21 protein-coding genes and 2 tRNA genes are annotated in these 24,349 nt (G+C 69.2%); 2 read left to right on the plus strand and 21 right to left on the minus strand.

Annotated features, from left to right (window positions below; all coding sequences use genetic code 11):
* Positions 1–90 precede the first annotated feature (90 nt).
* The 16 genes from ACZ4WH_RS13465 to ACZ4WH_RS13540 form a co-directional block, all read right to left on the minus strand.
* Positions 91–333: a DUF7848 domain-containing protein gene (locus ACZ4WH_RS13465; RefSeq protein WP_468179993.1), complete on the minus strand. Its 243-nt coding sequence runs from the start codon at positions 331–333 to the stop codon at positions 91–93.
* Between the two features lie 295 nt (positions 334–628).
* Complete coding sequence (locus ACZ4WH_RS13470; RefSeq protein ID WP_468179815.1) at positions 629–1,462, minus strand: helix-turn-helix domain-containing protein; 834 nt, start codon at positions 1,460–1,462, stop codon at positions 629–631.
* Positions 1,459–1,956, minus strand: a complete 498-nt coding sequence (locus tag ACZ4WH_RS13475; protein WP_468179817.1) for a DUF6879 family protein — start codon at positions 1,954–1,956, stop codon at positions 1,459–1,461. Before ACZ4WH_RS13475 ends, ACZ4WH_RS13470 begins: the two co-directional genes overlap by 4 nt.
* On the minus strand, positions 1,940–2,149 hold the full coding sequence (locus ACZ4WH_RS13480) for a hypothetical protein (RefSeq protein WP_468179819.1): 210 nt from the start codon (positions 2,147–2,149) through the stop codon (positions 1,940–1,942). The genes ACZ4WH_RS13475 and ACZ4WH_RS13480 overlap by 17 nt, the downstream gene beginning before the upstream one ends.
* A gap of 166 nt (positions 2,150–2,315) precedes the next feature.
* Entirely contained in the window at positions 2,316–2,504 is a 189-nt protein-coding gene (locus ACZ4WH_RS13485; protein ID WP_468179821.1) for a hypothetical protein, read from the minus strand.
* A 2-nt stretch (positions 2,505–2,506) separates the two neighbouring features.
* Positions 2,507–4,432 (minus strand): TIGR03960 family B12-binding radical SAM protein, encoded by a 1,926-nt coding sequence (locus ACZ4WH_RS13490; protein WP_468179823.1) that lies wholly within the window; start codon positions 4,430–4,432, stop codon positions 2,507–2,509.
* Positions 4,433–4,502: 70 nt separating this feature from the next.
* Positions 4,503–6,005 (minus strand): CYTH and CHAD domain-containing protein, encoded by a 1,503-nt coding sequence (locus ACZ4WH_RS13495; protein WP_468179825.1) that lies wholly within the window; start codon positions 6,003–6,005, stop codon positions 4,503–4,505.
* A gap of 76 nt (positions 6,006–6,081) precedes the next feature.
* Entirely contained in the window at positions 6,082–7,278 is a 1,197-nt protein-coding gene (rodA, locus tag ACZ4WH_RS13500) for a rod shape-determining protein RodA (protein WP_468179826.1), read from the minus strand.
* Entirely contained in the window at positions 7,275–9,527 is a 2,253-nt protein-coding gene (gene mrdA, locus ACZ4WH_RS13505) for a penicillin-binding protein 2 (protein ID WP_468179828.1), read from the minus strand. Before mrdA ends, rodA begins: the two co-directional genes overlap by 4 nt.
* Positions 9,528–9,667: 140 nt before the next feature.
* On the minus strand, positions 9,668–10,345 hold the full coding sequence (gene mreD / locus ACZ4WH_RS13510; protein ID WP_468179830.1) for a rod shape-determining protein MreD: 678 nt from the start codon (positions 10,343–10,345) through the stop codon (positions 9,668–9,670).
* Positions 10,346–10,358: 13 nt separating this feature from the next.
* Positions 10,359–11,297, minus strand: coding sequence for a rod shape-determining protein MreC (gene mreC, locus ACZ4WH_RS13515; RefSeq protein WP_468179832.1), 939 nt, complete (start codon positions 11,295–11,297; stop codon positions 10,359–10,361).
* Between the two features lie 165 nt (positions 11,298–11,462).
* On the minus strand, positions 11,463–12,482 hold the full coding sequence (locus ACZ4WH_RS13520) for a rod shape-determining protein (RefSeq protein ID WP_014672705.1): 1,020 nt from the start codon (positions 12,480–12,482) through the stop codon (positions 11,463–11,465).
* 261 nt (positions 12,483–12,743) lie between these two features.
* Positions 12,744–13,157 (minus strand): nucleoside-diphosphate kinase, encoded by a 414-nt coding sequence (ndk, locus tag ACZ4WH_RS13525; RefSeq protein WP_468179834.1) that lies wholly within the window; start codon positions 13,155–13,157, stop codon positions 12,744–12,746.
* A 65-nt stretch (positions 13,158–13,222) separates the two neighbouring features.
* Positions 13,223–13,585, minus strand: coding sequence for a DUF4233 domain-containing protein (locus ACZ4WH_RS13530; protein ID WP_468179835.1), 363 nt, complete (start codon positions 13,583–13,585; stop codon positions 13,223–13,225).
* A gap of 9 nt (positions 13,586–13,594) precedes the next feature.
* The gene (gene folC, locus ACZ4WH_RS13535; RefSeq protein ID WP_468179837.1) at positions 13,595–15,109 is read right to left on the minus strand and encodes a bifunctional tetrahydrofolate synthase/dihydrofolate synthase; all 1,515 of its coding nucleotides are present in this window, start codon (positions 15,107–15,109) and stop codon (positions 13,595–13,597) included.
* Positions 15,110–15,321: 212 nt separating this feature from the next.
* Positions 15,322–17,946, minus strand: coding sequence for a valine--tRNA ligase (locus ACZ4WH_RS13540; protein WP_468179839.1), 2,625 nt, complete (start codon positions 17,944–17,946; stop codon positions 15,322–15,324).
* A 137-nt stretch (positions 17,947–18,083) separates the two neighbouring features.
* On the opposite strand from ACZ4WH_RS13540, the gene ACZ4WH_RS13545 reads away from it, so the two are divergent.
* On the plus strand, positions 18,084–19,043 hold the full coding sequence (locus tag ACZ4WH_RS13545; protein ID WP_468179842.1) for a hypothetical protein: 960 nt from the start codon (positions 18,084–18,086) through the stop codon (positions 19,041–19,043).
* A gap of 77 nt (positions 19,044–19,120) precedes the next feature.
* On the opposite strand, the gene clpX is transcribed toward ACZ4WH_RS13545, so the two are convergent.
* The 5 genes from clpX to ACZ4WH_RS13570 form a co-directional block, all read right to left on the minus strand.
* The gene (clpX, locus tag ACZ4WH_RS13550; protein ID WP_030648610.1) at positions 19,121–20,407 is read right to left on the minus strand and encodes an ATP-dependent Clp protease ATP-binding subunit ClpX; all 1,287 of its coding nucleotides are present in this window, start codon (positions 20,405–20,407) and stop codon (positions 19,121–19,123) included.
* A gap of 172 nt (positions 20,408–20,579) precedes the next feature.
* The gene (locus tag ACZ4WH_RS13555) at positions 20,580–21,245 is read right to left on the minus strand and encodes an ATP-dependent Clp protease proteolytic subunit (protein ID WP_030648613.1); all 666 of its coding nucleotides are present in this window, start codon (positions 21,243–21,245) and stop codon (positions 20,580–20,582) included.
* Positions 21,246–21,312: 67 nt separating this feature from the next.
* On the minus strand, positions 21,313–21,918 hold the full coding sequence (locus ACZ4WH_RS13560) for an ATP-dependent Clp protease proteolytic subunit (RefSeq protein ID WP_365699986.1): 606 nt from the start codon (positions 21,916–21,918) through the stop codon (positions 21,313–21,315).
* Between the two features lie 229 nt (positions 21,919–22,147).
* Positions 22,148–23,536, minus strand: coding sequence for a trigger factor (gene tig, locus ACZ4WH_RS13565; RefSeq protein ID WP_468179844.1), 1,389 nt, complete (start codon positions 23,534–23,536; stop codon positions 22,148–22,150).
* 194 nt (positions 23,537–23,730) lie between these two features.
* Positions 23,731–23,807 (minus strand) — tRNA-Pro (locus tag ACZ4WH_RS13570).
* Positions 23,808–23,967: 160 nt separating this feature from the next.
* Between ACZ4WH_RS13570 and ACZ4WH_RS13575 the strand changes: the two genes are divergently transcribed.
* Positions 23,968–24,038: transfer RNA gene (locus ACZ4WH_RS13575), tRNA-Gly, on the plus strand.
* Positions 24,039–24,349: the final 311 nt, after the last annotated feature.

Consider the following 24,349-nt stretch of genomic DNA (forward strand, 5'->3'; position numbering starts at 1 on the left):
TGGGGGCAGTCGACAGGGGCCAGCACAGGGGCGCATGTCGCTCACGCTGCGCCCCTTCCCGTGCCTCTGGTCTGTGTTGCTTGCCGTCCCTCAGTGCGCCGGGGGTCTGTCTTGCTCGGCCCGTACCACTACGGCGAACGACGTACAGATTCGCCGGAAGCCACGATGGTTGCTCAGGCCGGTGTGGCTCACGCACTCGACGTCGACCGCCGCGCCGTCTGTCGAGGGCTCCGCCTTCCACTTGCAGTGCAGGCACTCAGCTTCGAAGGTCACGTCCGTGTCCGGATGCTGCGTGATCCGGTGCGTCACGAACCGCAGGGCCGTGCGCACCATCAGCACCCCCGATGTTCGTTCCGAAGGTGGGCCCGGAAGGACACGTTCACATCCGAAGCCTTCGAGTAGTCGCCCACAGAGGTGGCGTTCGCTCTGCTCACTGCGAAGCCAAGGCACTCACGGCAACCCGACACGGGGTCCGGAGGTGGAGACGGAAGGGACAGTTGTACAGGTCCCGACATGGTGGTCTGCTCGCTGCTCATCTCGTACGCCTCCCGTGCGTTCTCCGATGGCACGGCATCCTTGCCCGTTGGCAGGGGGCGATTCGAGGTTCAGTCGCGTACTGGACTAAAGATCAGGATCGGAACGCCGTCGACCACTCGGCCAGCCGTTCCCGCGCGTCTTCGCCGAAGAGGGCGCGCTCGTCGTATCCGGCGAATTCATCGAGGTACATCCGGACGTCTCTCGGGTCGCGGAACACCATCACCCCGGCCGTCGTCTCCACCGTGGCCAACCGTTCGTCATACACCGTGAACGTGTTCAGCGGGCATCCCGGCAGCCGCGTCTCGATCGGGAGCACGCCAAGACGCACGCTCGGCAGGTGGGTCAGCGAAGCCAGGCGGTCGAGCTGTACCGCCATGGCATCCGGGGAGGCAAACGGGGAGCGTGCCGCCTGCTCGGTGACGATGAAGGTGAACTTCTTCCGGCGGTCGTACAGGACCTCCTGCCGCTCCAGCTTCCTCGCCACGGCCTTGCTGTGGTCTCCGGGGATGTGAGCGAGGCTGGCCCTGATGTACTCCGGGGTGGAGAGCAAGGCCGTGAGCATCGACAGCAGGAAGAACCGGAACTCCGTCGAAGACGCTTCGAGCCCAGCCAGCTCAAGCTGCTTCTTGTCCAGACCCTTCCGCCGCATCGACCGTGCGTCCTGCCACTCCGTAGCGGCGATGCGGGCCAGTGCGGACACCTCCGCGACCAAGGCCGGCGGGGCGTCCAAAGCTCTGAGGATGCGCTCTATGTCCACCAGGGACGGGCGCACCTTCCCGCTCTCGATCCGGCTCACCTTCGACTGCGACATGTTGCAGCGCGCGGCAAGCCGGTCCCCTGAGAGACCGGCCTGCTTCCGCAGCTTGCGCAGTGTCGCGGCGAGTTCTTGGGAGGACTGGCCGAGCTGCTCGGGCTCGAACGTCACTCGGTCACGTACTCCAGGAACGGGACCGATTCCGCGATGGCGATGCGCTGGTATTCGAGGAACGGGGCGGGGTCGCCCTCGTACAGCTCCCGCTCGATCTGCGTACCGTCGGCCTCGTACTTCATGAGGACGACCGTCGAGCGGTCGAACATCCAGAAGTCCTGGACGTCGGGGAGCGGGTTCGGCTGGTCGGTGATGTCGAGGATGCGGATGTCTTCCCCCGCCGGGGCCTGGTGCTGGTAGTACCGCTCGAACTCGAACCGCAGGTAGTCCGTGAGGGGCCGGGTGACGATGTGGACGCGGCCCACGCTGCGGGTGCGGACCATGGCCATCCACGCGTCCTCGTACGGTCCGGGGAAGCGGGCCCCCGCCTTGAAGGCGGCGAACTCTTCCGCCTCCTGCGGTACGAGGTACTGCGGCAGGGTCTCCAGCCGCCAGGCTTCGGTCTGGAACGTCTTGAACTTGTCCGCCCAGGCTTCACCATCCAAGAGCACGGACGGCCTCCCTCAGGACTTCCTCGGGGATCTCCACGAGCCCTTCCCCGGCGGGCGGGGTGAAGGCGGTGGACACGTCGCCCTGGACGACGAACGAGCCGGAGGCGGTGCGGTAGACGTTGGGGCAGTCTCCCTGCCCGCAGTTGCCGCCGTTGGAGTTGCCGGTGAGCCTTGTGAGTTCTTCGCGCGCCATGCTGAACCCCCTCTTGCGAGCCCTCTGCGGGCCGGTCGCCACGACCGTACGAGCGGCGCCGATGCTCCGTCTATGCGGAAACGCGACTATGCGCGTTGTCGCATAAACCGGGCCCCGAGAACGCCGAGAGGCGCCCGGACCGGATCGTCCGAACGCCTCTCTTCGTCTACACCCACTCGACCGCCGAGACGATGCCCGAGTCCCGTCGAGGGGCGGGGAGCGGCGTACGCCGCGCGGGGCGGGGAGCCTGCTCGCGCTCCTTCGCGCCGAGCCCTCGCAGGGCCTCGATGCCGTCCGCCTCGGGTACCTCAGCAAGCGCCTCAGCCATCCGCTGGATGGCATCGCCGCTGGTCACGGCTACTTCTTGACCGTGAGCGGGAGCAGCTTCTTGCCGGTGGGGCCGATTTGTATAGCCGTATCCATCTGCGGGCAGACGCCGCAGTCGAAGCACGGGGTCCAGCGGCAGTCCTCGACCTCCGTCTCGTCGAGGGCGTCCTGCCAGTCCTCCCAGAGCCAGTCCTTGTCCAGGCCGGAGTCGAGGTGGTCCCAGGGCAGGACCTCCTCGTAGGTGCGCTCGCGGGTGGTGTACCAGTCGACGTCCACGCCGTAGGGGGCGAGGGCCTTGTCGGCGCAGCGCATCCAGCGGTCGTAGGAGAAGTGCTCGCGCCAGCCGTCGAAGCGGCCGCCGTCGTCGTACACCGCGCGGATGACCGCGCCGATGCGGCGGTCGCCGCGGGAGAGCAGGCCCTCCACGATGCCGGGCTTGCCGTCGTGGTAGCGGAAGCCGATGGAGCGGCCGTACTTCTTGTCGGCGCGGATCTTGTCGCGGAGCTTCGCCAGGCGCTCGTCCGTCTCCTCGGCGGAGAGCTGCGGGGCCCACTGGAAGGGGGTGTGGGGCTTCGGGACGAAACCGCCGATCGAGACCGTGCAGCGGATGTCGTTCGAGCCCGAGACCTCGCGGCCCTTCTGGATGACGCGGGTCGCCATGTCGGCGATCTGGAGGACGTCGTCGTCGGTCTCCGTCGGCAGGCCGCACATGAAGTACAGCTTCACCTGGCGCCAGCCGTTGCCGTAGGCCGTGGCGACCGTACGGATCAGGTCCTCCTCCGAGACCATCTTGTTGATGACCTTGCGGATGCGCTCCGAGCCGCCCTCCGGGGCGAAGGTCAGACCCGAGCGGCGGCCGTTGCGGGTCAGCTCGTTCGCCAGGTCGATGTTGAACGCGTCGACGCGGGTGGAGGGGAGGGACAGGCCGATCTTGTCGTCCTCGTAGCGGTCGGCGAGGCCCTTGGCGATGTCGCCGATCTCCGAGTGGTCGGCCGACGACAGCGACAGCAGGCCGACCTCCTCGAAGCCGGTCGCCTTGAGGCCCTTGTCGACCATCTCGCCGATGCCCGTGATGGAGCGCTCGCGCACCGGGCGGGTGATCATGCCCGCCTGGCAGAAGCGGCAGCCGCGCGTGCAGCCGCGGAAGATCTCCACCGACATGCGTTCGTGGACCGTCTCGGCCAGCGGGACCAGCGGCTGCTTGGGGTACGGCCACTCGTCCAGGTCCATGACCGTGTGCTTGGACACGCGCCACGGGACGCCCGACTTGTTCGGGACCACGCGGGCGATACGGCCGTCGGGGAGGTACTCGACGTCGTAGAACGCCGGGATGTAGACCCCGCCGGTCTTCGCGAGGCGGAACAGGACCTCCTCGCGGCCTCCGGGGCAGCCCTCGGCCTTCCACTCGCGGATGATCCGGGTCATGTCGAGCACGGCCTGCTCGCCGTCGCCGATGACGGCCGCGTCGATGAAGTCGGCGATCGGCTCCGGGTTGAAGGCCGCGTGGCCGCCGGCCAGGACGATCGGGTCGTCGATCGTGCGGTCCCTGGCCTCCAGCGGGATACCGGCCAGGTCCAGGGCGGTGAGCATGTTCGTGTAGCCCAGCTCGGTGGAGAAGCTGAGGCCGAACACGTCGAAGGCCTTCACCGGGCGGTGGCTGTCGACCGTGAACTGCGGGACGCCGTGCTCCCGCATCAGCGCCTCCAGGTCCGGCCACACGCTGTAGGTGCGCTCGGCGAGGACCCCCTCCTGCTCGTTGAGGACCTCGTAGAGGATCATGACGCCCTGGTTGGGCAGACCGACCTCGTAGGCGTCCGGGTACATGAGCGCCCAGCGGACGTCGCACTCGTCCCACGGCTTGACCGTGGAATTGAGCTCTCCGCCGACGTACTGGATCGGCTTCTGCACGTGCGGGAGCAGAGCTTCGAGCTGCGGGAAAACCGACTCGACAGGCATCTCGCGAACCTTCATGAGCTGACAGGGGGGACCATCAAGCCTAACCCGCCCGGCGGCCTCCCCCGAACGCTCAGCGAGCCGCCCCGGACCTGATCTCCTTCCAGCGTCCGGGCAGCGCCGCCTCCGTCGCCGCCGCCCGGGCCTCCTCCCTGCCGTACAGGACGCCGTAGGTGAACGCGCTCTCCCCCGCCGCGTGCGCCACCGCCGCGAGTTCACGGAGGGTGTGGCGGGCCATGACGCTGTCCTGGTGGTCGCCCAGGAGGGTGGTCAGGGATTTCATGGCCTTGGTGAGGGTGCGGGCGGGGGTGCCGAGCGCCTCGGTGGCGGCCTCGGCGGCGTAGCGGGTGCGCTTGGCCTTCTTGCGGGCCTCGTGCAGGGCGAGGTCGCGGTCCTGCCCCGGTGGCAGTCGCAGCGCGTGCTCCACGACGTCCGTGAGTTTCTGCTCGTCCTTGCGTACGGCCTTGGTGAGCGCCTTCTCCGGCTTCCTGCCGGCCGCCTTGCGCAGCGGCGGGTCCGCGAGGAGGGCGTCCAGGGTGTCCAGCAGGGTCAGATAGCGGCGGGAGTCCAGTACGCCGGTGAGGTGGGCGTGGGCGCCGCCGTGCCGGGCCCGGGACCAGGCGGTCAGCCGCTCGGGGACGGGGCCGGCGACCAGGGCGGCCGGGAGCGCGTCGAGGGCGGTGGTCAGGCGGTCGGCCAGCACCTCCTGGTCGCGGTCGACGCCCAGTTCGCCTGCGAGCCACTTCAGCTCGGCGCCGACGGGGTCGGTGACGGTGCGGTCCAGGAGGGCGCCGAAGGTGCGCAGGGTGCTGCGGGCGCGGCGGGTGGCGACCCGCATGCGGTGCACGGAGTCGGGGAGGTCGCGGCGGACGGCGGGGTCCAGCTCGACCAGCGCGTCCCGCTGGGCGCGGAGGTAGGCGAGGACATGGTCGCCGGCGGTCACCGGCGGCGGGGGCCCGGCCTTCTTCCGGCGCCGGCCGCCGGCCGTCTGTTCCAGGGCGCGGGCCAGCTTGGACGGCGACCGGGACGGCCGCACGCCCGCCTTGCCCAGCCGTTTCTCCAGCTGGTCGAGGAGGGCCGGGTCGCCGCCGTCGGCCAGTTCCACCTCGATCTCGGTCCACTGGGCGGCCCCGCCCCTGCCGCTGAACCGCTCGGCGGTCACCGCGTCGACGCTCGCCTCGGCCAGCAGCGCGCCCTCGGCGTCGACCAGGTGCCGGACATCGCGGGCGGAGCGCAGCCGGACCAGGGGGACCAGCTCGGCGTCCCGGACGCGGGAGCGGACGAGGGCCGCGATCTCCTCGGGGACGGTGTCGGAGAGCGGGGCCTGGATCTCGTCGCGGACTCCGGGAGCGACCGGGAACTTCAGATGCCAGCCGGCGTCCGCGCCGCCGGTGCGGCGGCGCAGGGTGAGCCGGGCCGCGGTGAGGCGTTCGTCGGCGGTGTCGTAGTACGTGGCGTCCAGCTCGACCAGGCCCTTGTCGAGGACCGCGGCCACCCCTCCGACGCCGGTCAGGTCGGGCAGCCCGCTGTCGTCGGATTCGTACTTGCGCTCGATCTCGCGTTTCGCGTCCGCCATGCACCGAATCTAGTGTCCGGTGCTCCGATATGGCAGAGGGCGACGAGGCCCACGCCGACGGCAGAGGCGACGAGGCCTACGCCGACATGGGCCGCTGCACCTTGATCGACTGCAACAGTCCCACCGCGACCCACACCGCGAACATGGACGAGCCGCCGTACGAGACGAACGGCAGGGGCAGACCGGTGACCGGCATGATGCCGAGGGTCATGCCGATGTTCTCGAAGGACTGGAAGGCGAACCAGGCCACGATCCCGGCGGCGACGATCGTCCCGTACAGCTCGGTCGAGTCACGCGCTATCCGGCAGGCGCGCCACAGGAGGACCCCGAGGAGGAAGATGATGAAGCCCGCGCCGAGGAAGCCCAGTTCCTCCCCCGCGACCGTGAACACGAAGTCGGTCTGCTGTTCGGGCACGAACTGCCCGGTGGTCTGCGAGCCGTGGAACAGTCCTGCCCCGGTGAGTCCGCCGGAGCCGATCGCGATACGGGCCTGGTTGGTGTTGTAGCCGACACCGGCCGGGTCCAGGTCCGGGTTGGCGAAGGCCGCGAACCGGTTGATCTGGTACTCGTCCAGGATGTGCAGCTGCCAGATCGCCACGCAGCCGATGACACCGGCGATGAGCAGACCGAAGACCCACCGGTTGGAGGCGCCGGAGGCGAGCAGCACACCCAGGATGATCGCCACCATGGCCAGCACCGAGCCGAGGTCGGGCATGAGCAGCAGGATCAGGATCGGGACGGCGGCCAGGCACAGGGACTGGAACACGGTCCGGTGGTCGGGGTACGGCTTGTCGCCCGCGTCCACCCGCGCGGCCAGCAGCATGGCCATGCCCAGGATGATCGTGACCTTGAGGAACTCGGCCGGCTGGAGCGAGAAGCCGCCGATGACCAGCCAGTTGCGCTGGCCGTTGATCGTGGCGCCGAGCGGGGTGAGGACCACCAGGGCGAGGAGCACCGACAGGCCGTAGAGGATCGGCACGGCGTTGCGCAGGGCGCGGTGGCCGAGCCAGACCGTGCCGATCATCAGGGCGATCCCGATGCCCAGGTTCATCAGGTGCCGGATCAGGAAGAAGTACGGGTCGCCCTGGTTCAGCTCGGTGCGGTTGCGGGTCGCCGAGTACACCAGCAGGGAGCCCAGCAGGGACAGGCCGGTGGCCGCGAGCAGTATCGGCCAGTCCAGCCGGCGGGTGAGCGAGTCGCGGGCGAAGAGCCTGGTCCAGCCGGCCCGCTCGGGGCCGTACCCGGAGACGGAGAAGCTGTTCACGCCGGTCATGAGGGCATCCTCCGGCTTCCCCTCCTGCGAGGCCGCCTGCGGGTGTCGCGGTTGCCCGTGGCGGGCGGGGGCGTGGTGCCCGCGGGCTGCTCGTCGTCGCCGTTGGTGGGGTTGTTCTTCTGGGCGGCCTCGGCGTCCTTCGCCGGGTCGCCGGTGACCTTCGGGGCGGCGATGGTGCCGTCCGTGCGGACCTTGGGCAGGCCCTTCTGCGGCTCGGGCAGCAGCGCCTTCTTGTTGTCGATGGAGCCGTCGCCCTGGACGCCGTAGAGCGCGCTGTAGATGTTGCGCACGGCCTCACCGGAGGCGCCGGAGCCCGTACCGGCCTGGGCGATCGTCATGATGACCGTGTAGTCCTTGGAGTAGGTGGCCAGCCAGGACGTGGTCTGCTTGCCGTAGACCTCGGCCGTACCCGTCTTGGCGTGCAGTGGGATCTCGTCCTGCGGCCAGCCGCCGAACTTCCAGGCCGCCGTACCGCGGGTGATGACGCCCGCGAAGGCGTCGTCCATGCCCTTGAGCGTGGCCTGGCTGACGGGCAGCTTGCCGCGCTTCTTCGGCTTGATCTCCTGCACGTTCTTGCCGTCGGCGCTGACGATCGCCTTGCCGATGGTCGGCTGGTACATCGTGCCGCCGTTGGCGACGGCTCCGTAGATCACGGCCTCCTGGATCGGCGTGACGAGGGTGTCACCCTGGCCGATGGAGTAGTTGATCGAGTCGCCTTCGCGCATCTTGTTGCCTTCGAGACAGTTCTCGTAGGCGATCTTCTCGACGTAGGAGCCGTCCTTCTTGCCGGTCTTGCACCAGGCGTCCTTGTTGGCCTGCCAGTACGCCTGCTTCCACTGGCGGTCGGGGACGCGGCCGGTGACCTCGTTGGGCAGGTCGACGCCGGTCTCCCTGCCGAGGCCGAACTGGTGGGCGGCCTTGTAGAAGTAGTCCTTCGGCTGGCCCTTCTTGGGGTTGATGCCGCCGTCCTTCTTCCACTCCTTGTCGGCCAGGTAGTAGAAGACGGTGTCGCAGGAGACCTCCAGGGCGCGGCCGAGCGGGATCGGGCCGAAGCTCTCGCCCTCGAAGTTCTTGAAGACCTGGCTGCCGACCGAGTAGGAGCTGGTGCAGGGGTAGCGGCCGTTGAAGTCGTAGCCGGCCTCGACCGCGGCGGCCGTGGAGACCACCTTGAAGGTCGAGCCGGGGGCGGCCTGGCCCTGTATGGCCCGGTTGAGCAGGGGGTAGTCCGAGTCCTTGCCGGTGAGGGCCCTGTAGTCCTTGCCGGAGATGCCGCCGACCCAGACGTTCGGGTCGTACGTCGGCGCCGACGCCATGGCGACGATCCGGCCGGTCCTGGCCTCCATCACCACGACGGCACCGGAGTCGGCCTTGTAGTTGGTGCCGGTGATCTTGTCGAACTGCTTACGGGCGGCCTTCATCGCCTTGTCCAGCTCGTACTCGGCGACCCGCTGGACGCGGGAGTCGATGCTGGTGACCAGGTTCGAACCGGCCTCGGCCGCGTCCGACTTGGCCTTGCCGATGACCCGGCCGAGGTTGTCGACCTCGTAGCGGGTGACGCCGGCCTTGCCGCGCAGCACCTTGTCGTACGTCCGCTCCAGGCCGGAGCGGCCGACCATGTCGGAGCGCAGGTAGGGCGAGTCGGTGTCCTTGGCCTGCTGGATCTCGGCGTCGGTGACGGGCGAGAGATAGCCGAGCACCTGTGCGGTGTTGGACTTGCCGGGGCCCGGGTAGCGGCGGACGGCCTCGGGCTCGGCGGTGATACCGGGGAAGTCCTCGGAGCGCTCGCGGATCTGGAGGGCCTGCTTGACGGTGGCCTCGTCGGTGATCGGGATCGGCTGGTACGGCGAGCCGTTCCAGCAGGGCTGGGGGGTCTTGGCGTCGCACAGCCGGACCTTCTGCATGACCTCCTCGGGGCTCATGCCGAGGACGCCGGCCAGCTTGGTGAGGACGGCCTTGCCGTCGTCCTTCTGCTTCAGCAGGTCGGTGCGGGAGGCGGAGACCACCAGGCGGGTCTCGTTGTCCGCGAGGGGGACGCCCCGGGCGTCCAGGATGTCGCCGCGCACGGCCGGGTCGACGACCTGCTGGACGTGGTTGCCGGACGCCTCCTTCTGGTACTCGGCGCCCTCGCGGATCTGGAGGTACCACAACCGGCCGCCGAGCGTGCCGAGGAGGGAGAGAACGAGGATCTGGATCACGACGAGCCGGATCTGGACCCGTGGGGTCCGACCGGTCTCGGGGATGTTGGTCACTGCGGCTGTCTCCCCCTCTCAGTGCGCGAATGTGCCGGATGCGTCAGCACGTACGAATGATGAACGACCAGCCTGTGAACCCGCGTTCCAGGAAAGCTGACCCGTTCGAGTGAACTCACCTGGGCGGAACTCCCCGCTCCTCACAGCCGCTTGACCCCCTTGATGCGGCCGACCCGGGCGGAGCGCGTGCGGGCCTTGGCCTTCAGGGCGCCGAGGCCGCTGCGCTGGCTGCCGATGCGCAGGCCCGTGCCGGAGGAGAGCCAACCGGAGGAGATGTCCCCGGCCTTGGCCGCGGGCCCGGTGTCGGTGAGCGGGTCGTTGTCGGCGCGGCGGGCCAGCCACATCACCCCGGGCACCACGAACGGGGCGAGCAGCAGGTCGTACAGGGCGGCCGAGAACAGCAGCCCGGGCAGGCCGACATGGCGGGCGGCCGTGTCGCCGACCAGGGCGCCCACGCCGGCGTAGAGCAGGGTGGAGCCGATGGCGGCGGCGACCACGACGGCCATCGGGCCGGTCGCCGACTTCAGCCGGCCGTTCTCCGGCTTGATGAGCCCGGCGAAGTAGCCGATGACGCACAGGACGAGCGCGTACCGGCCGGCCGCGTGGTCGGCCGGCGGGGCCAGGTCGGCGAGGAGACCGGCGCCGAATCCGACGAGGGCGCCGCCGACATGGCCGTAGACCATCGCCAGGCCGAGGACGGTGAGCAGCAGCAGATCGGGGACGGCGCCCGGCAGATGCAGCCGGGCGAGGACGCTCACCTGGATCACCAGGGCCACGACGACCAGCGCGGTGGAGAGCAGGATCCGGTTGACACGCATGGGGATACAGCTCCTACTGCTGCTCGTCGGTGACGGGGGCGTCGGCCGACGGGGTGACCGTCACGGTCACCGTCGGCGTCGGTACCGGCTTCGGCTTGGCCGGGAGCACGGTGTCCCGCGGGTCCTTCTTCGGTGCCGCCACGACCACGCCGACGATGTCGAGCTTGGTGAAGCTGACGTACGGGGTGACGTAGAGGGTGCGGGTCAGGCCGCCGCCGGAGGGGTCGACGCGGGAGACCACGCCGACCGGGACACCGGGCACGAACGGCTTGTCGGCCTGCGAGCCGAAGGTGACGAGCCGGTCGCCCTTCTTCACCTCCGCCTTGCCGTTGAGCAGTTCGACGCGCAGCGGGCGGTCACCCTGCCCGGAGGCGAAGCCGAGTTCGTCGCCCGCCTCCATGCGGGTTCCGACGGTGAAGTCCGGGTCGTTGGCGAGCAGCACGGTGGAGGTGCTGGGGCCGACGGTGGTGACCCGGCCGACCAGGCCGTCCCCGTTCAGGACGGTCATGTCCCGCTTGATGCCGTCGTTGGCGCCGGCGTCGATGGTGATGGTCCAGGAGAAGCCCTGGGCCGAGCCGATGGCGATGACCTGGGCGCCCTTGATGCCGTACTGCCCCTCGCCGGCGACCTTCAGCAGCTTGTCGAGCTGCTTGAGGCGGCTGCGGTTGCGGTCGTCGCTGCCGAGCTTGGCCTTGAGGGCCGCGTTCTCCTTCTCCAGCGCGGCGAGCCGGTCGTGCCGGCTGCCGGAGTCGCGGATCGCGGAGACGGCGTTGCCGACCGGGTCCACCGCGGAGGACAGCCCGTTCTCGACCGGGCCGAACACCGCCGCGGCGGCGTGCCGGGCACCGTCGACCGGGGAGTTCCGGCCTCCACGGATGTCCACCGTGATCAGCGCGAACGCGATGGCGACCAGCAGGACCAGGAGCAACCGGCTCTCTTTCGTGTCCCTCACGTGCGGCGGCCGTGCCCTTCCTCAAGTAGGAATTCGTCGGACCCCTGGAAAACGCGAATGCTGCGGCGCGACCCAAGAGGCCCATTTGTGGGAGCTTATGCCTCTATATCAACGATCCGCCGCACGAGAGGAGAACGTCTCGTACGGCGGAATCGAAGAGTTACGTCATCTGCGCGGCTGGGCGTCCAGGACCTGCTGGAGCGCCTCGAACTCCTCGACGCACTTTCCGGAGCCGAGCGCGACGCTGTCCAGCGGGTCCTCGGCGATGTGGATCGGCATGCCGGTCTCCCTCCGCAGCCGCTCGTCGAGCCCGCGCAGCAGGGCTCCGCCGCCGGTCAGAACGATTCCTCGGTCCATGATGTCGCCGGACAGCTCCGGCGGGCACTTGTCGAGGGTGGTCTTCACCGCGTCCACGATGGCGTTGACCGGCTCCTCGATCGCCTTGCGGACCTCGGCCGCCGAGATGACGACGGTCTTCGGCAGCCCGGACACCAGGTCCCGGCCGCGGACTTCGGTGTGCTCGTCGGTGTCGAGGTCGTACGCCGAACCGATCGTGATCTTGATCTGTTCCGCCGTCCGCTCACCCAGGAGGAGGCTGTACTCCTTCTTGATGTACTGGATGATCGCGTTGTCCAGTTCGTCGCCGGCGACGCGGATGGACTGGGCGGTGACGATCCCGCCGAGCGAGATGACCGCGACCTCCGTGGTGCCGCCGCCGATGTCCACCACCATGTTGCCGGTGGCCTCGTGGACCGGCAGACCGGAGCCGATGGCGGCGGCCATGGGCTCCTCGATGATGTGTACCTGGCGGGCTCCTGCCTGGGAGGACGCCTCGATGACCGCCCGGCGCTCGACGCCCGTGATGCCGGAGGGCACGCAGACGACGACCCGCGGCCGGGCCAGATACCGCCGCTTGTGGATCTTCAGGATGAAGTAGCGGAGCATCCGCTCGGTGATCTCGAAGTCGGCGATCACGCCGTCCTTCAGCGGACGGACCGCCACGATGTTGCCCGGCGTCCGGCCGATCATCTTCTTCGCTTCGGCACCGACCGCGAGGATCCCACCCGTGTTGGTGTTGATCGCCACGACGGACGGCTCGTTCAGTACGATCCCGCGACCCCTGACGTACACCAGCGTGTTGGCGGTCCCGAGGTCGACAGCCATGTCACGGCCGATGAACGACATTGAGTTCCCCATCCGGATTCATCTGGCCTTCCTGAGCTTTTGAGGGCATGTCAGGTCGGCGAGGCGGGTGCTGTGACGTGAAGGCTTCCATCGTAAACGCGCCTGCACGAACACTGCGCGAGGGTCTCCGCCATTGTCACCAGATGGCGTGCCGCCTCGCTTGTGGAGACGGGCGTTCGGGGGCGCTCGTTCCCTCAAATGCCGGGACTGTGCCGGAAAGGTCCGGGCGCGGTCCCGGACCTCGTCCGCGGCGGGCGGGCGTTACACGCGGCCCGGGAAGAAGATCTTCACCTCGCGCTCGGCGGACTCCTCTGAGTCGGAGGCGTGGATCAGGTTCTCGCGGACGATCACGCCGTAGTCACCGCGGATCGACCCGGGCGCGGCGGCGATCGGGTCGGTCGGGCCGGCGAGCGCGCGCACGCCCTCGATGACCCGCTCGCCCTCGACGATCAGCGCGACGACCGGACCCGAGGACATGAACTCGACCAGCGGCTCGTAGAACGGCTTGCCCACGTGCTCGGCGTAGTGCTGCTCCAGCGTGCCGCGGTCCAGGGTGCGCAGCTCCAGCGCGGTGATCTGCCAGCCGGCCTTGCGCTCGATGCGGCTGATGATCTCGCCGGTCAGGCCGCGACGGACGGCGTCGGGCTTGAGGAGGACGAGGGTGCGCTGGCTCACGGGGGGCTCCTTACACGACTTACGGGTGCGGTGGGACGAGGTTACAGGGCGTGTCGGGGCCTTTGTTACGCAGCGTCAGCCGTGGAGGAGGAGGACCGGGCCTGGGCCGCGAAGCGGGCCTTCGCCTCGTCCACCTTTCTCCCGAAGTGGACCGACGCCCACCACAGCGCCGCGAACACCGCGCCCAGGAAGTACATGGTCGGGACGAAGACGCCGGAGGCGATCAGGGCGATCTGGAGGGCCCAGCCGAGGGCCACTCCGCCGGGCCGGGTCACCATGCCGCACAGCAGCACGCACAGCAGCATGGCGATGCCGCTGACCAGCCACACCGTCGAGGTGGACAGGTCCGGGTCCTTCATGGCGACGAGCCCGGCGAAGCCGATGACGAAGAACTCGCCGATCAGGGTCGATGCACAGAGCGTACGCATGGTCGCCTCTCAGCCCCTTCCCAGCAGCAGCCGGGCCTCGCCGACCGTGATGACGGAACCGGTCACCAGCACGCCGCCGCCCGCGAACTCGCCCTCCTCCTCGGCCAGCGTGATCGCGGCCTCCAGGGCGTCCGGCAGCCGCGGCTCGACCTGCACCCGCTCGTCGCCGAACACCTCGACGGCGATCGCGGCCAGCTCGTCCGCGTCCATGGCGCGATGGCTGGAGTTCTGCGTGACGACGACCTCCGCGAAGATCGGCTCGAATGCCTCCAGCAGCCCGCGCACGTTCTTGTCGCCGCTCGCGCCGACGACCCCGATCAGCCGGGTGAAGTCGAACGCCTCCCGTACGGCCTCGGCGGTGGCCTCGGCACCCGCCGGGTTGTGCGCGGCGTCCAGCACGACGGTGGGAGACCGCCGTACGACCTCCATCCGCCCCGGTGACGACACGGCCGCGAACGCCTTGCGCACGGTGTCGATGTCCAGCGGCTGCGCGCGCTGCGCGCCGACGCCGAAGAACGCCTCCACGGCGGCGAGGGCGACGGCCGCGTTGTGCGCCTGGTAGGCGCCGTGCAGCGGGAGGTACACCTCGGGGTACTCGCCGCCGAGGCCGCGCAGCGTGAGCAGCTGACCGCCGACGGCGACCTGCCGGGCCACGACGCCGAACTCCAGCCCCTCGCGGGCCACGGTGGCGTCCACCTCGACGGCCTTCTTCAGCAGCACCTGCGCCGCGTCCACCGGCTGCTGGGCCAGGATGACGGTCGCGTCCTGCTTGATGATGCCGCTCTTCTCCCCGGCGATCCGCGCGGGCGTCTCGCCGAGCCGGTCGGTGTGGTCGAGATCGATGGGGGTGACGACGGCGACGTCGCCGTCGATCACGTTGGTGGCGTCCCAGGAGCCGCCCATGCCGACCTCGACGACGGCGACGTCCACGGGGGCGTCCGCGAAGGCCGCGTACGCCATGCCGGTGAGCACCTCGAAGAAGGACAGCCGGTACTCCTGCTGTGCGTCCACCATCTCAACGTACGGCTTGATGTCCTGGTACGTCTCGATGAACCGCTCGGCGGTGATCGGGGCGCCGTCCAGGCTGATCCGCTCGGTGATCGACTGCACGTGGGGGCTGGTGTAGCGGCCGGTGCGCAGCTCGAAGGCGCCGAGCAGGGCCTCGATCATGCGGGCGGTGGAGGTCTTGCCGTTCGTGCCCGTGATGTGGATCGAGGGGTACGACCGCTGGGGCTCGCCCAGCACGTCCATCAGCGCGGCGATGCGGCTGACCGAGGGCTCCAGCTTCGTCTCGCCCCAGCGGGTGGCCAGCTCCGACTCGACCTCGCGCAGGGCCTTGTCGACCTCGGGGTCCTCGGGGCGGGCGGGCACGTCCGCCTGCGGAGGGCCGCCCTGGGTGCGCAGGGTGCGGCTGCCGGCCTCGATGACCGCGAGGTCGGGGTCGCGGGTGGTCTCGGCTTCGATGATCTCTTCGAAGGAGTCGAGGGGGTCGGGGGTGTCGCTGGTGCCGGGGTGGTCGCTCACGGGGCCCAGTCTACGGAGCGGGACTGACAAAGGGTGCGGTGGCTGGGTGCGCCTACGGAAGGGGGCGGCCGGTGATGTCGTGCGAGTGCCGGCCGTCGATCGCCTCTCGCGCAGTTCCCCGCGTCCCTTCGGGGCACGCGAAGGCCCCGGCGCCTCACGGCACCGGGGCCTTCGCCAACGTCAAACATTTGACGCTCCCCAGCGTGAGTGACTCACGCCTGCGGCAGCTTCTCCAGCTGGGCGGTGATGCGGGCGATGTCCTCGTCCGCCTTGGCCAGGCGCGTGCGGATCTTGTCCACCACGTGGTCCGGCGCCTTCGCCAGGAACGCCTCGTTGCCGAGCTTGGCCGTGGCCTGGGCCTTCTCCTTCTCCGCGGCGGCGAGGTCCTTGGCCAGACGCTTGCGCTCCGCGGCGACGTCGATCGTGCCGGAGAGGTCGAGGGCCACCTCGGCGCCCGCCACCGGCAGGGTGGCCGTGGCGGTGAAGGAGTCGCCCTCGGGCTGGAGGCGGAGCAGCTGGCGGATGGCGGCCTCGTGCGGGGCGAGCGGCGTGCCGTCCAGCGTCAGGCGGGCCGGGACCCGCTGGCCGGGCTGGAGGCCCTGGTCGGCGCGGAAGCGGCGGACCTCGGTGATGACCGACTGGAGGGTGGAGATCTCCTGCTCGGCCGCCGCGTCACGGAAGCCGCTGTCTTTCGGCCAGTCGGCGATGACGACCGACTCGCCGCCCGTCAGCGTCGTCCAGAGGGTCTCCGTGACGAACGGGACCACCGGGTGCAGCAGCTTGAGGGTGACGTCCAGGACCTCGCCGAGGACGCGCTTGCTGACCTCGGCCGGCTCGCCCCCCGCCTGGAAGACCGTCTTGGACAGCTCGACGTACCAGTCGAAGACCTCGTCCCACGCGAAGTGGAAGAGGGCGTCGGAGAGCTTGGCGAACTGGAAGTCGTCGTAGTACGCGTCGACTTCGGCGACCACCGAGTTGAGGCGGGAGAGGATCCAGCGGTCCGTCGCCGACATCGCCGACGGGTCCGGCAGCGGGCCCTCGACCGTCGCGCCGTTCATCAGCGCGAAGCGGGTCGCGTTCCAGATCTTGTTGGCGAAGTTGCGGGAGCCCTGGACCCAGTCCTCGCCGATCGGCACGTCGACGCCCGGGTTGGCGCCGCGGGCCAGGGTGAAGCGGAGGGCGTCGGAGCCGTACTTGTCCATCCAGTCCAGCGGGTTGACCGCGTTGCCGAAGGACTTCGACATCTTCTTGCCGAACTGGTCGCGGACCATGCCGTGCAGGGCGATGGTGTGGAACGGCGGGGTGCCGTCCATCGCGTACAGGCCGAACATCATCATCCGGGCGACCCAGAAGAAGAGGATGTCGTAGCCGGTGACCAGGACGGAGTTCGGGTAGAACTTCGCGAGCGACTCGGTCTGCTCGGGCCAGCCGAGCGTGGAGAACGGCCACAGGCCGGAGGAGAACCAGGTGTCGAGGACGTCGGTGTCCTGGTGCCAGCCCTCGCCGGTGGGCGGCTCCTCGTTCGGTCCGACGCAGACGACCTCGCCGTTCGGGCCGTACCAGACGGGGATGCGGTGACCCCACCACAGCTGGCGGGAGATGCACCAGTCGTGGAGGTTGTCGACCCAGTCGAAGTACCGCTTCTCCATCTCCTGCGGGTGGATCTTGACCTTGCCGTCGCGGACGGCGTCGCCGGCAGCCTTGGCCAGCGGGCCGACCTTGACCCACCACTGCATGGACAGGCGCGGCTCGATGGTGGTCTTGCAGCGCGAGCAGTGGCCGACGGAGTGGACGTACGGCCGCTTCTCGGCGACGATCCGGCCCTCGGCGCGCAGCGCGGCGACGATGGCGGAGCGGGCCTCCAGGCGGTCCAGGCCCTGGAAGGGACCGTGGGCCGTGATGACGGCGTGCTCGTCCATGATCGTGATGGACGGCAGGTCGTGGCGCTGGCCGATCTCGAAGTCGTTCGGGTCGTGGGCCGGGGTGACCTTGACGGCGCCGGTACCGAACTCGGGGTCGACGTGCGTGTCCGCGACGACCGGGATGGAGCGGTCGGTGAGCGGCAGCCTGATGAGCTTGCCGACGAGGTGCTTGTACCGCTCGTCGTCCGGGTGGACGGCGACGGCGGTGTCACCGAGCATCGTCTCGGCACGGGTGGTGGCGACGACGATGGACTCGTCCCCGTCGCCGTAGCGCATCGAGACCAGCTCGCCGTCGTCGTCCTGGTACTCGACCTCGATGTCCGAGATCGCCGTCAGACAGCGCGGGCACCAGTTGATGATGCGCTCGGCGCGGTAGATCAGCTCGTCGTCGTAGAGCTTCTTGAAGATGGTCTGGACGGCCTGGGACAGGCCCTCGTCCATGGTGAAGCGCTCACGGGACCAGGCGACGCCGTCGCCGAGGCGGCGCATCTGCCCGGAGATCTGCCCACCGGACTCGGCCTTCCACCGCCAGACGCGCTCGACGAAGGCCTCGCGGCCCAGGTCGTGCCGGGACTTCCCTTCCTTGCCCAGCTCCCTCTCGACCACGTTCTGCGTGGCGATGCCGGCGTGGTCCATGCCGGGCTGCCACAGCGTCTCGTAGCCCTGCATGCGCTTGCGCCGGGTCAGCGCGTCGATGAGGGTGTGCTCGAAGGCGTGCCCGAGGTGCAGGCTGCCCGTGACGTTCGGCGGCGGGATGACGATCGTGTACGGCGGCTTGTCGCTCTTCGCGTCCGCCTCGAAGTAACCCCGCTCCACCCAGCGCTCGTACAGCGGCCCCTCTACATCGGCCGGCGCGTACTGGGTCGGCAGTTCGGTGTCGGGCGCGGGTGGCTGCTGCTGAGCGTTCTCGGTCACGGGGGTCAGTTTAGAGGTGTCACGGGGTGGTCCCGAAACGCCTTTGTTCTGTAACGGTGCCGCCCCCGGTGCCGTGCTGTTCCCGCGCCTGGGTGAGGATGTCAGGAACACATAAGCTTCTGGAGGGGAACCCAGGAATGAGCAACAACCAGCCGGGCCCGTACGGCCAGCAGCCCCAGCAGCCGGGTCCGTACGGCCAGCAGGGGCAGCCTGGGCCATACGGCCAGCCGGGCCCCTACGGCCAGCAGCCGCAGGCCCCCCAGCCCGGCTACGGCTACCCCCAGCAGGCCCCGCAGGCCCCGCAGCCGGGGTACGGCTACCCGCAGCAGGGCGCGCCCCAGCAGCCCGCCCCGTACGGCCAGCAGCCGAACCCCTACGGGCAGCAGCAGCCGTACGGCGTGCCGCAGGCGCCGCAGCCCGGCGGGGGCAAGAAGAAGACCGGGCTGATCATCGGCGCGGTGGCCGTGGTGGCGGCCGTTGCGGTGGGCGCGTACTTCTTGCTGGGCGGCAGCAGCAGCGGCGGTGTCGCGGACGACGGCCCGCACAAGCTGACGACTCCGGCGACGGTGCTGTCCGAGTACAAGAAGTCCAAGGGCGACAGCGGCACCATGTCGGACAACGACATGAAGGACGCCGAGAAGTGGGGCGTGAAGAATCCCCACGACGTCAGCGCCGCGTACGAGGCGGGAGACCCGGACAATCCGCTGAGCAAGAAGGGGATCAACTTCGGCGGTGTCTACGGCACCATCGACGACCCCGAGAAGACCGTCGACGCGATGTTCGCGTACTTCAAGTCCGAGTCGCAGAAAGACGGTGCCAGCGCGGAGGTCGCCCTGAAGGGCGAGCCGAAGGAGTACAAGCCGGCCGGGCTCGACGGCGCGGTCCTCAAGTGCCAGCAGGCCACGGCGCCCACCGGCGCGAACAGTGGCGGCCCGAAGGACGTGACGCTCTCCATCTGCGTCTGGGGCGACCACAGCACCATCGGGTTCGTCATGCCGATGGACTACGCCAACCTCGTGGCGGGCCGCAGCAGCGACCCGGCCGCCGACGCCGAGCTGGCCGCCAAGCTCCGCAGCCAGGTCCGCGTCAAGGCCTGACGCGTTCCGCTCGGCACTCTCAGCGGCGAAGGGGCCCCGGTCGGTCGACCGGGGCCCCTTCGTACGTCCGCTTCCGCCTACGCCGTCTTCTGCTCCCCCGAACCCCGCCCGCGGGCGTCCCGGGGGATCAGGGTCGGGTTGACGTTGGAGAGGACCACGTCGGCGGTGATGACGACTCGGGCCACGTCCTTGCGGGACGGGACCTCGTACATCACGCCCTGGAGGACCTCCTCCATGATGGCGCGCAGGCCGCGGGCCCCGGTCTGGCGCAGGATCGCCTGGTCGGCGATGGCCTCCAGCGCCTCGCGCTCGAAGTCCAGCTCCACGCCGTCGAGTTCGAACAGGCGCTGGTACTGCTTGACGAGCGCGTTGCGGGGCTCGACCAGGATCTTCAGGAGCGCTTCGCGGTCCAGGTTGTGGACCGACGTGATCACCGGCAGGCGGCCGATGAACTCGGGGATCATGCCGAACTTGACCAGGTCCTCCGGCATGACGTCCTCGAAGACGTCCTTGGACTCCAGCTCGCGCTTGGAGAGGATCGTGGCACCGAAGCCGATGCCCTTGGCGCCGGCCCGGGCCTCGATGATCTTCTCCAGCCCGGCGAAGGCGCCGCCCACGATGAACAGCACGTTCGTCGTGTCGATCTGGATGAACTCCTGGTGGGGGTGCTTGCGGCCGCCCTGGGGCGGGACCGAGGCCGTGGTGCCTTCCAGGATCTTCAGGAGGGCCTGCTGCACGCCCTCGCCCGACACATCACGGGTGATCGACGGGTTCTCGCTCTTCCGCGCGACCTTGTCGATCTCGTCGATGTAGATGATCCCGGTCTCGGCCTTCTTGACGTCGTAGTCGGCCGCCTGGATCAGCTTCAGCAGGATGTTCTCGACGTCCTCGCCCACGTAGCCCGCCTCGGTGAGCGCCGTGGCGTCGGCGATCGCGAACGGGACGTTCAGCATGCGCGCCAGCGTCTGCGCGAGGAGCGTCTTGCCGGAGCCCGTGGGGCCCAGCAGCAGGATGTTGGACTTCGCCAGCTCGATGGCGTCGTCCCGGCCGCTCGCGCCGCCGTTCTCGCCCGCCTGGACCCGCTTGTAGTGGTTGTACACCGCGACGGAGAGGGCCTTCTTCGCCGCCTCCTGGCCGACCACATAGCCCTCGAGGAACTCGTAGATCTCGCGGGGCTTGGGCAACTCCTCCCAGCGCACCTCGCTGGTCTCCGCGAGCTCTTCCTCGATGATCTCGTTGCAGAGATCGATACACTCGTCGCAGATGTACACACCGGGCCCTGCGATGAGCTTCTTGACCTGCTTCTGGCTCTTGCCGCAGAACGAGCACTTGAGCAGATCGCCGCCGTCACCGATGCGTGCCACGGTGTGCTTCCCCTTCGCCTGGGAGACGCCTGGACGCTTACGAGTCCAGCGGCTCCTGGTGCTGCCTTATGTCCGACGGTACCTTGCCGGGCCCGGTGTTCGGGCCCCCCTTGGCAGGGTTCACTTTGACGTGCACCGTGCCAAGAGGGGCCGGACGTGCGTGGTTCCGCTGTCAGCGGACCGCGCTGTTGTTCAGCTTGCGGGTGGAGATGATCTGGTCGACGAGGCCGTACTCCAGCGCCTCCTCGGCCGTGAGGATCTTGTCTCGCTCGATGTCCTCGCGGACCTGCTCGATCGGCCGGTTCGAGTGCTTGGCCAGCATGTTCTCCAGCTGCTCACGCATCCGGGTGAACTCGTTGGCGATGATCTCCAGGTCGGAGAGCTGGCCGCGGCCCGTGGAGCCGGCCGGCTGGTGGATCAGCACCCGGGAGTTCGGCAGCGCCATGCGCTTGCCGGGGGTGCCGGCGGCGAGCAGGATGGCCGCGGCGGAGGCCGCCTGGCCCATGCAGACCGTCTGGATGTCGGGCTTCACGAACTGCATGGTGTCGTAGATCGCCGTGAGGGCGGTCATGTCGCCACCGGGGCTGTTGATGTAGATCGAGATGTCCCGGTCCGGGTCCATCGACTCCAGGCACAGCAGCTGCGCCATGACGTCGTTGGCGGAGGCGTCGTCGATCTGGACGCCCAGGAAGATCACGCGCTCCTCGAAGAGCTTCGCGTACGGGTCGTACTCGCGAATGCCCTGGGAGGTGCGCTCGACGAAGCGCGGGATGACGTAGCGGCTGTCGGGGCGGGGCCCTTCGTACATGCCGCTGGCGGCGCCGGGGAAGTTGCTCATGGGGTTCACCGTCCTGGTGGCGTTCGGGGGGCTGGTGTCTCGGCGGTGCGTGGCGTGGCCGGACCGGTCAGGCACCGGTGCCGCCGCCTCCCGGAACACCCGAGGCGTGCGTGATGATCTCGTCAATGAGACCGTACTCCTTGGCCTCCTCCGGGGTGAACCAGCGGTCGCGGTCGCCGTCGCGGATGATCGTCTCGACCGTCTGGCCGGAGTGCCGCGCGGTCAGCTCCGACATGCGCTTCTTGGTGCGCATCAGGTACTCGGCCTGGATCTTGATGTCCGAGACCGTACCGCCGAGGCCCGCGGAGCCCTGGTGCATCATGATGTCCGCGTGCGGCAGGGCGAAGCGCTTGCCGGCGGCACCGCCGGTCAGCAGGAACTGGCCCATCGAGGCGGCCATGCCCATGGCGATCGTCACCACGTCGTTCGGGATGTACTGCATGGTGTCGTAGATCGCCATGCCGGCCGTGACCGAGCCGCCGGGGCTGTTGATGTAGAGGTAGATGTCCTTGTCCGGATCGGCGGCAAGGAGCAGCAGCTGCGCGGTGATCTTGTTGGCGATGTCGTCGTCAACCTGCTGGCCGAGGAAGATGATCCGCTCGTTGAGCAGCCGGTTGTAGACCTGGTCGCCGAGGCCACCACCGATGGAAGGCTCGCCGGCGGCGGAGGGCATCAGATTCGTCACGTATCCACCTGCTCGTCTTACGACGGCGCCGGGCCGTCTCATTGTTCTGCCTTTCATGGACCCTAACGCGACGTTCCCTCCAGGGAATCCCGGTAAGTGAGCTGTTCGCTGTCAGCGCAGGTCGCTCCACGGGGGCGTTTCCGGGGGGAAGGCAACGGGCCCCGGGGGAAGCCCCCAGGGCCCGTCGTACGTGCCTTACAGGCGCCGTAGGGCCGGCTCAGCCCTCGGTCTTCTCCTCGGCGGAGTCGGACGCCTCGGTGGCCTCGGCCTCGGCCGGCGCCTCCTCGGTCTCCTCCTCGTCGTCCAGGTTGACGATCTCGCCGTTGGTGTCCTTCACCGTGGCGGACTCGACCACGACGGCCAGGGCCTTGCCACGGGCGACCTCGCCGACCAGGAGCGGCACCTGGCCGCCCTCGACGACGGCCTGGGCGAACTGGTCGGGGGACATGCCGGAGGAGGCCGCACGCCGCATGAGGTGCTCGGTGAGCTCCTCCTGGTTGACGTTGAGGTTCTCCTTCTTGACCAGCTCGTCGAGGACGAACTGGGTCTTGATGCCCTTGACCGCGGCCTCGCGGGTCTCGGTCTCGAACTCCTCGGCGGTCTTGCCCTGGATCTCCAGGTACTTGTCGAGGGTGAGGCCCATCTGGGCGAGCTGGTGGTGCTCCAGGTTGTGCTTGCGGGTGTTGATCTCGTCCTCGAGGAGCTTCTCGGGGACCGGGACCTCCACCAGCTCCAGCAGCTTCTCCAGGACGCGCTCCTGGGCCTGCGTGGCCTGGTCGAACTGCTTCATGTTGGCGAGGCGCTTGCGGCTGTCGGCCTTCAGCTCCTCCAGGGTGTCGAACTCGGAGGCCAGCTGCGCGAACTCGTCGTCCAGCTCGGGGAGCTCACGGGCGGCGACCTGGGTGACCTTGACGGTGACCTCGGCCTCCTTGCCCGCGGCGGAGCCGCCCTTCAGCTCGGAGGTGAAGGTGGCCTCCTCACCGGCGGACAGGCCCTTGACGGCGTCGTCGATGCCGTCGAGCAGCTCGCCGGAGCCGATGGTGTAGGAGACGCCGTTGGCGATGCCGTCCTCCAGCACCTCGCCGTCGACCTTGGCCTCCAGGTCGATGGTGACGACGTCGCCGTCCTCGGCGGCGCGCTCGACGGGAGAGGTCGACGCGAAGCGCTCACGCAGCTGCTCCACGGACTTCTCGACGTCCTCGTCCGTCACCTCGACGGCGTCGACCTCGACCTCGATGCCGGAGTAGTCCGGGATCTCCAGGGCCGGGCGGACGTCGACCTCGGCGGTGAAGTTCAGCGTCTCGCCGTCCTTCAGCTCGGTGATGTCGACCTCGGGCTGGCCCAGCGGGTTCAGCTCGGCCTCGTTGACCGCCTCGGTGTAGAACTTGGGCAGCGCGTCGTTGACGGCCTCCTCCAGCACGGCGCCACGGCCGAAGCGCTGGTCGATGACCCGGGCGGGGATCTTGCCCTTGCGGAAGCCCTTCACCGTGACCTGCTGGTTGATCTTCTTGTACGCCGCGTCGAGGCTGTCCTTGAGCTCCTCGAAGGGCACCTCGACAGTGAGCCGAACCCGGGTCGGGTTCAGGGTCTCCACGGCGCTCTTCACGGTTCGGTCTCCTTGTGGCTGACTTCTTGGTTTCTGCCGGAGCCAGACGGGTCCGGCGGATTTCGCCGCCCGGAGGAGTTCGTAGGCCGAGTGGGCCGGGACACACGGGCGCGCAGCTTGCATAGTAACCGCAGCCGGTCAGCGCCCCAAAAGGCGATCATCACGACGTCACTGAGCCGGACGTCACGAGCCGGTGGTCGGGGTGGCGGGATTTGAACCCACGGCCTTCCGCTCCCAAAGCGGACGCGCTACCAAGCTGCGCCACACCCCGTCTGTTGCGACACGTAGGGTACATGCCCCGGCCCGATCCGTCGGCCGCATTCTCCGAGGCGGGACGCGTGGTACCGGCGTGGCCCAGTCGTTGGCCTCGGTGGCGGGCGACCCGCTACGATGCCTTCAGTGCCGCGGTCACCGACCTGCGGCGCACTGCTGCGGGCGTAGCTCAATGGTAGAGCCCTAGTCTTCCAAACTAGCTACGCGGGTTCGATTCCCGTCGCCCGCTCTGCACGACAGGGCCAGGTCGGAGGATGATTCCTCCACCTGGCCCTGATCGTTTCCCGGCGGGGGCGATCAGCCGCGTCGATTCAGTGCCGCAGGATCGCCGGGCCGAGGACCGTGAGGGCGGCTCCTGCGGCGGCGAAGAAGAGTTTCCCCGGACGGCAGTGCGCCGGGCCGCATCGTCACAGGCAGGCGCCGTGGTGTCGCTGTCGTCGCGGCCGGGGAGCGTGCCGACGACCTTGCCGGTGCCGGGTCCGGGGCGGCCGGCCGGTGGGCGAGGACAAGTAGAGCTTGCGACGACCGTCCGTCGGACCG

It is taken from the genome of Streptomyces sp. NPDC029138 (assembly GCF_055564375.1).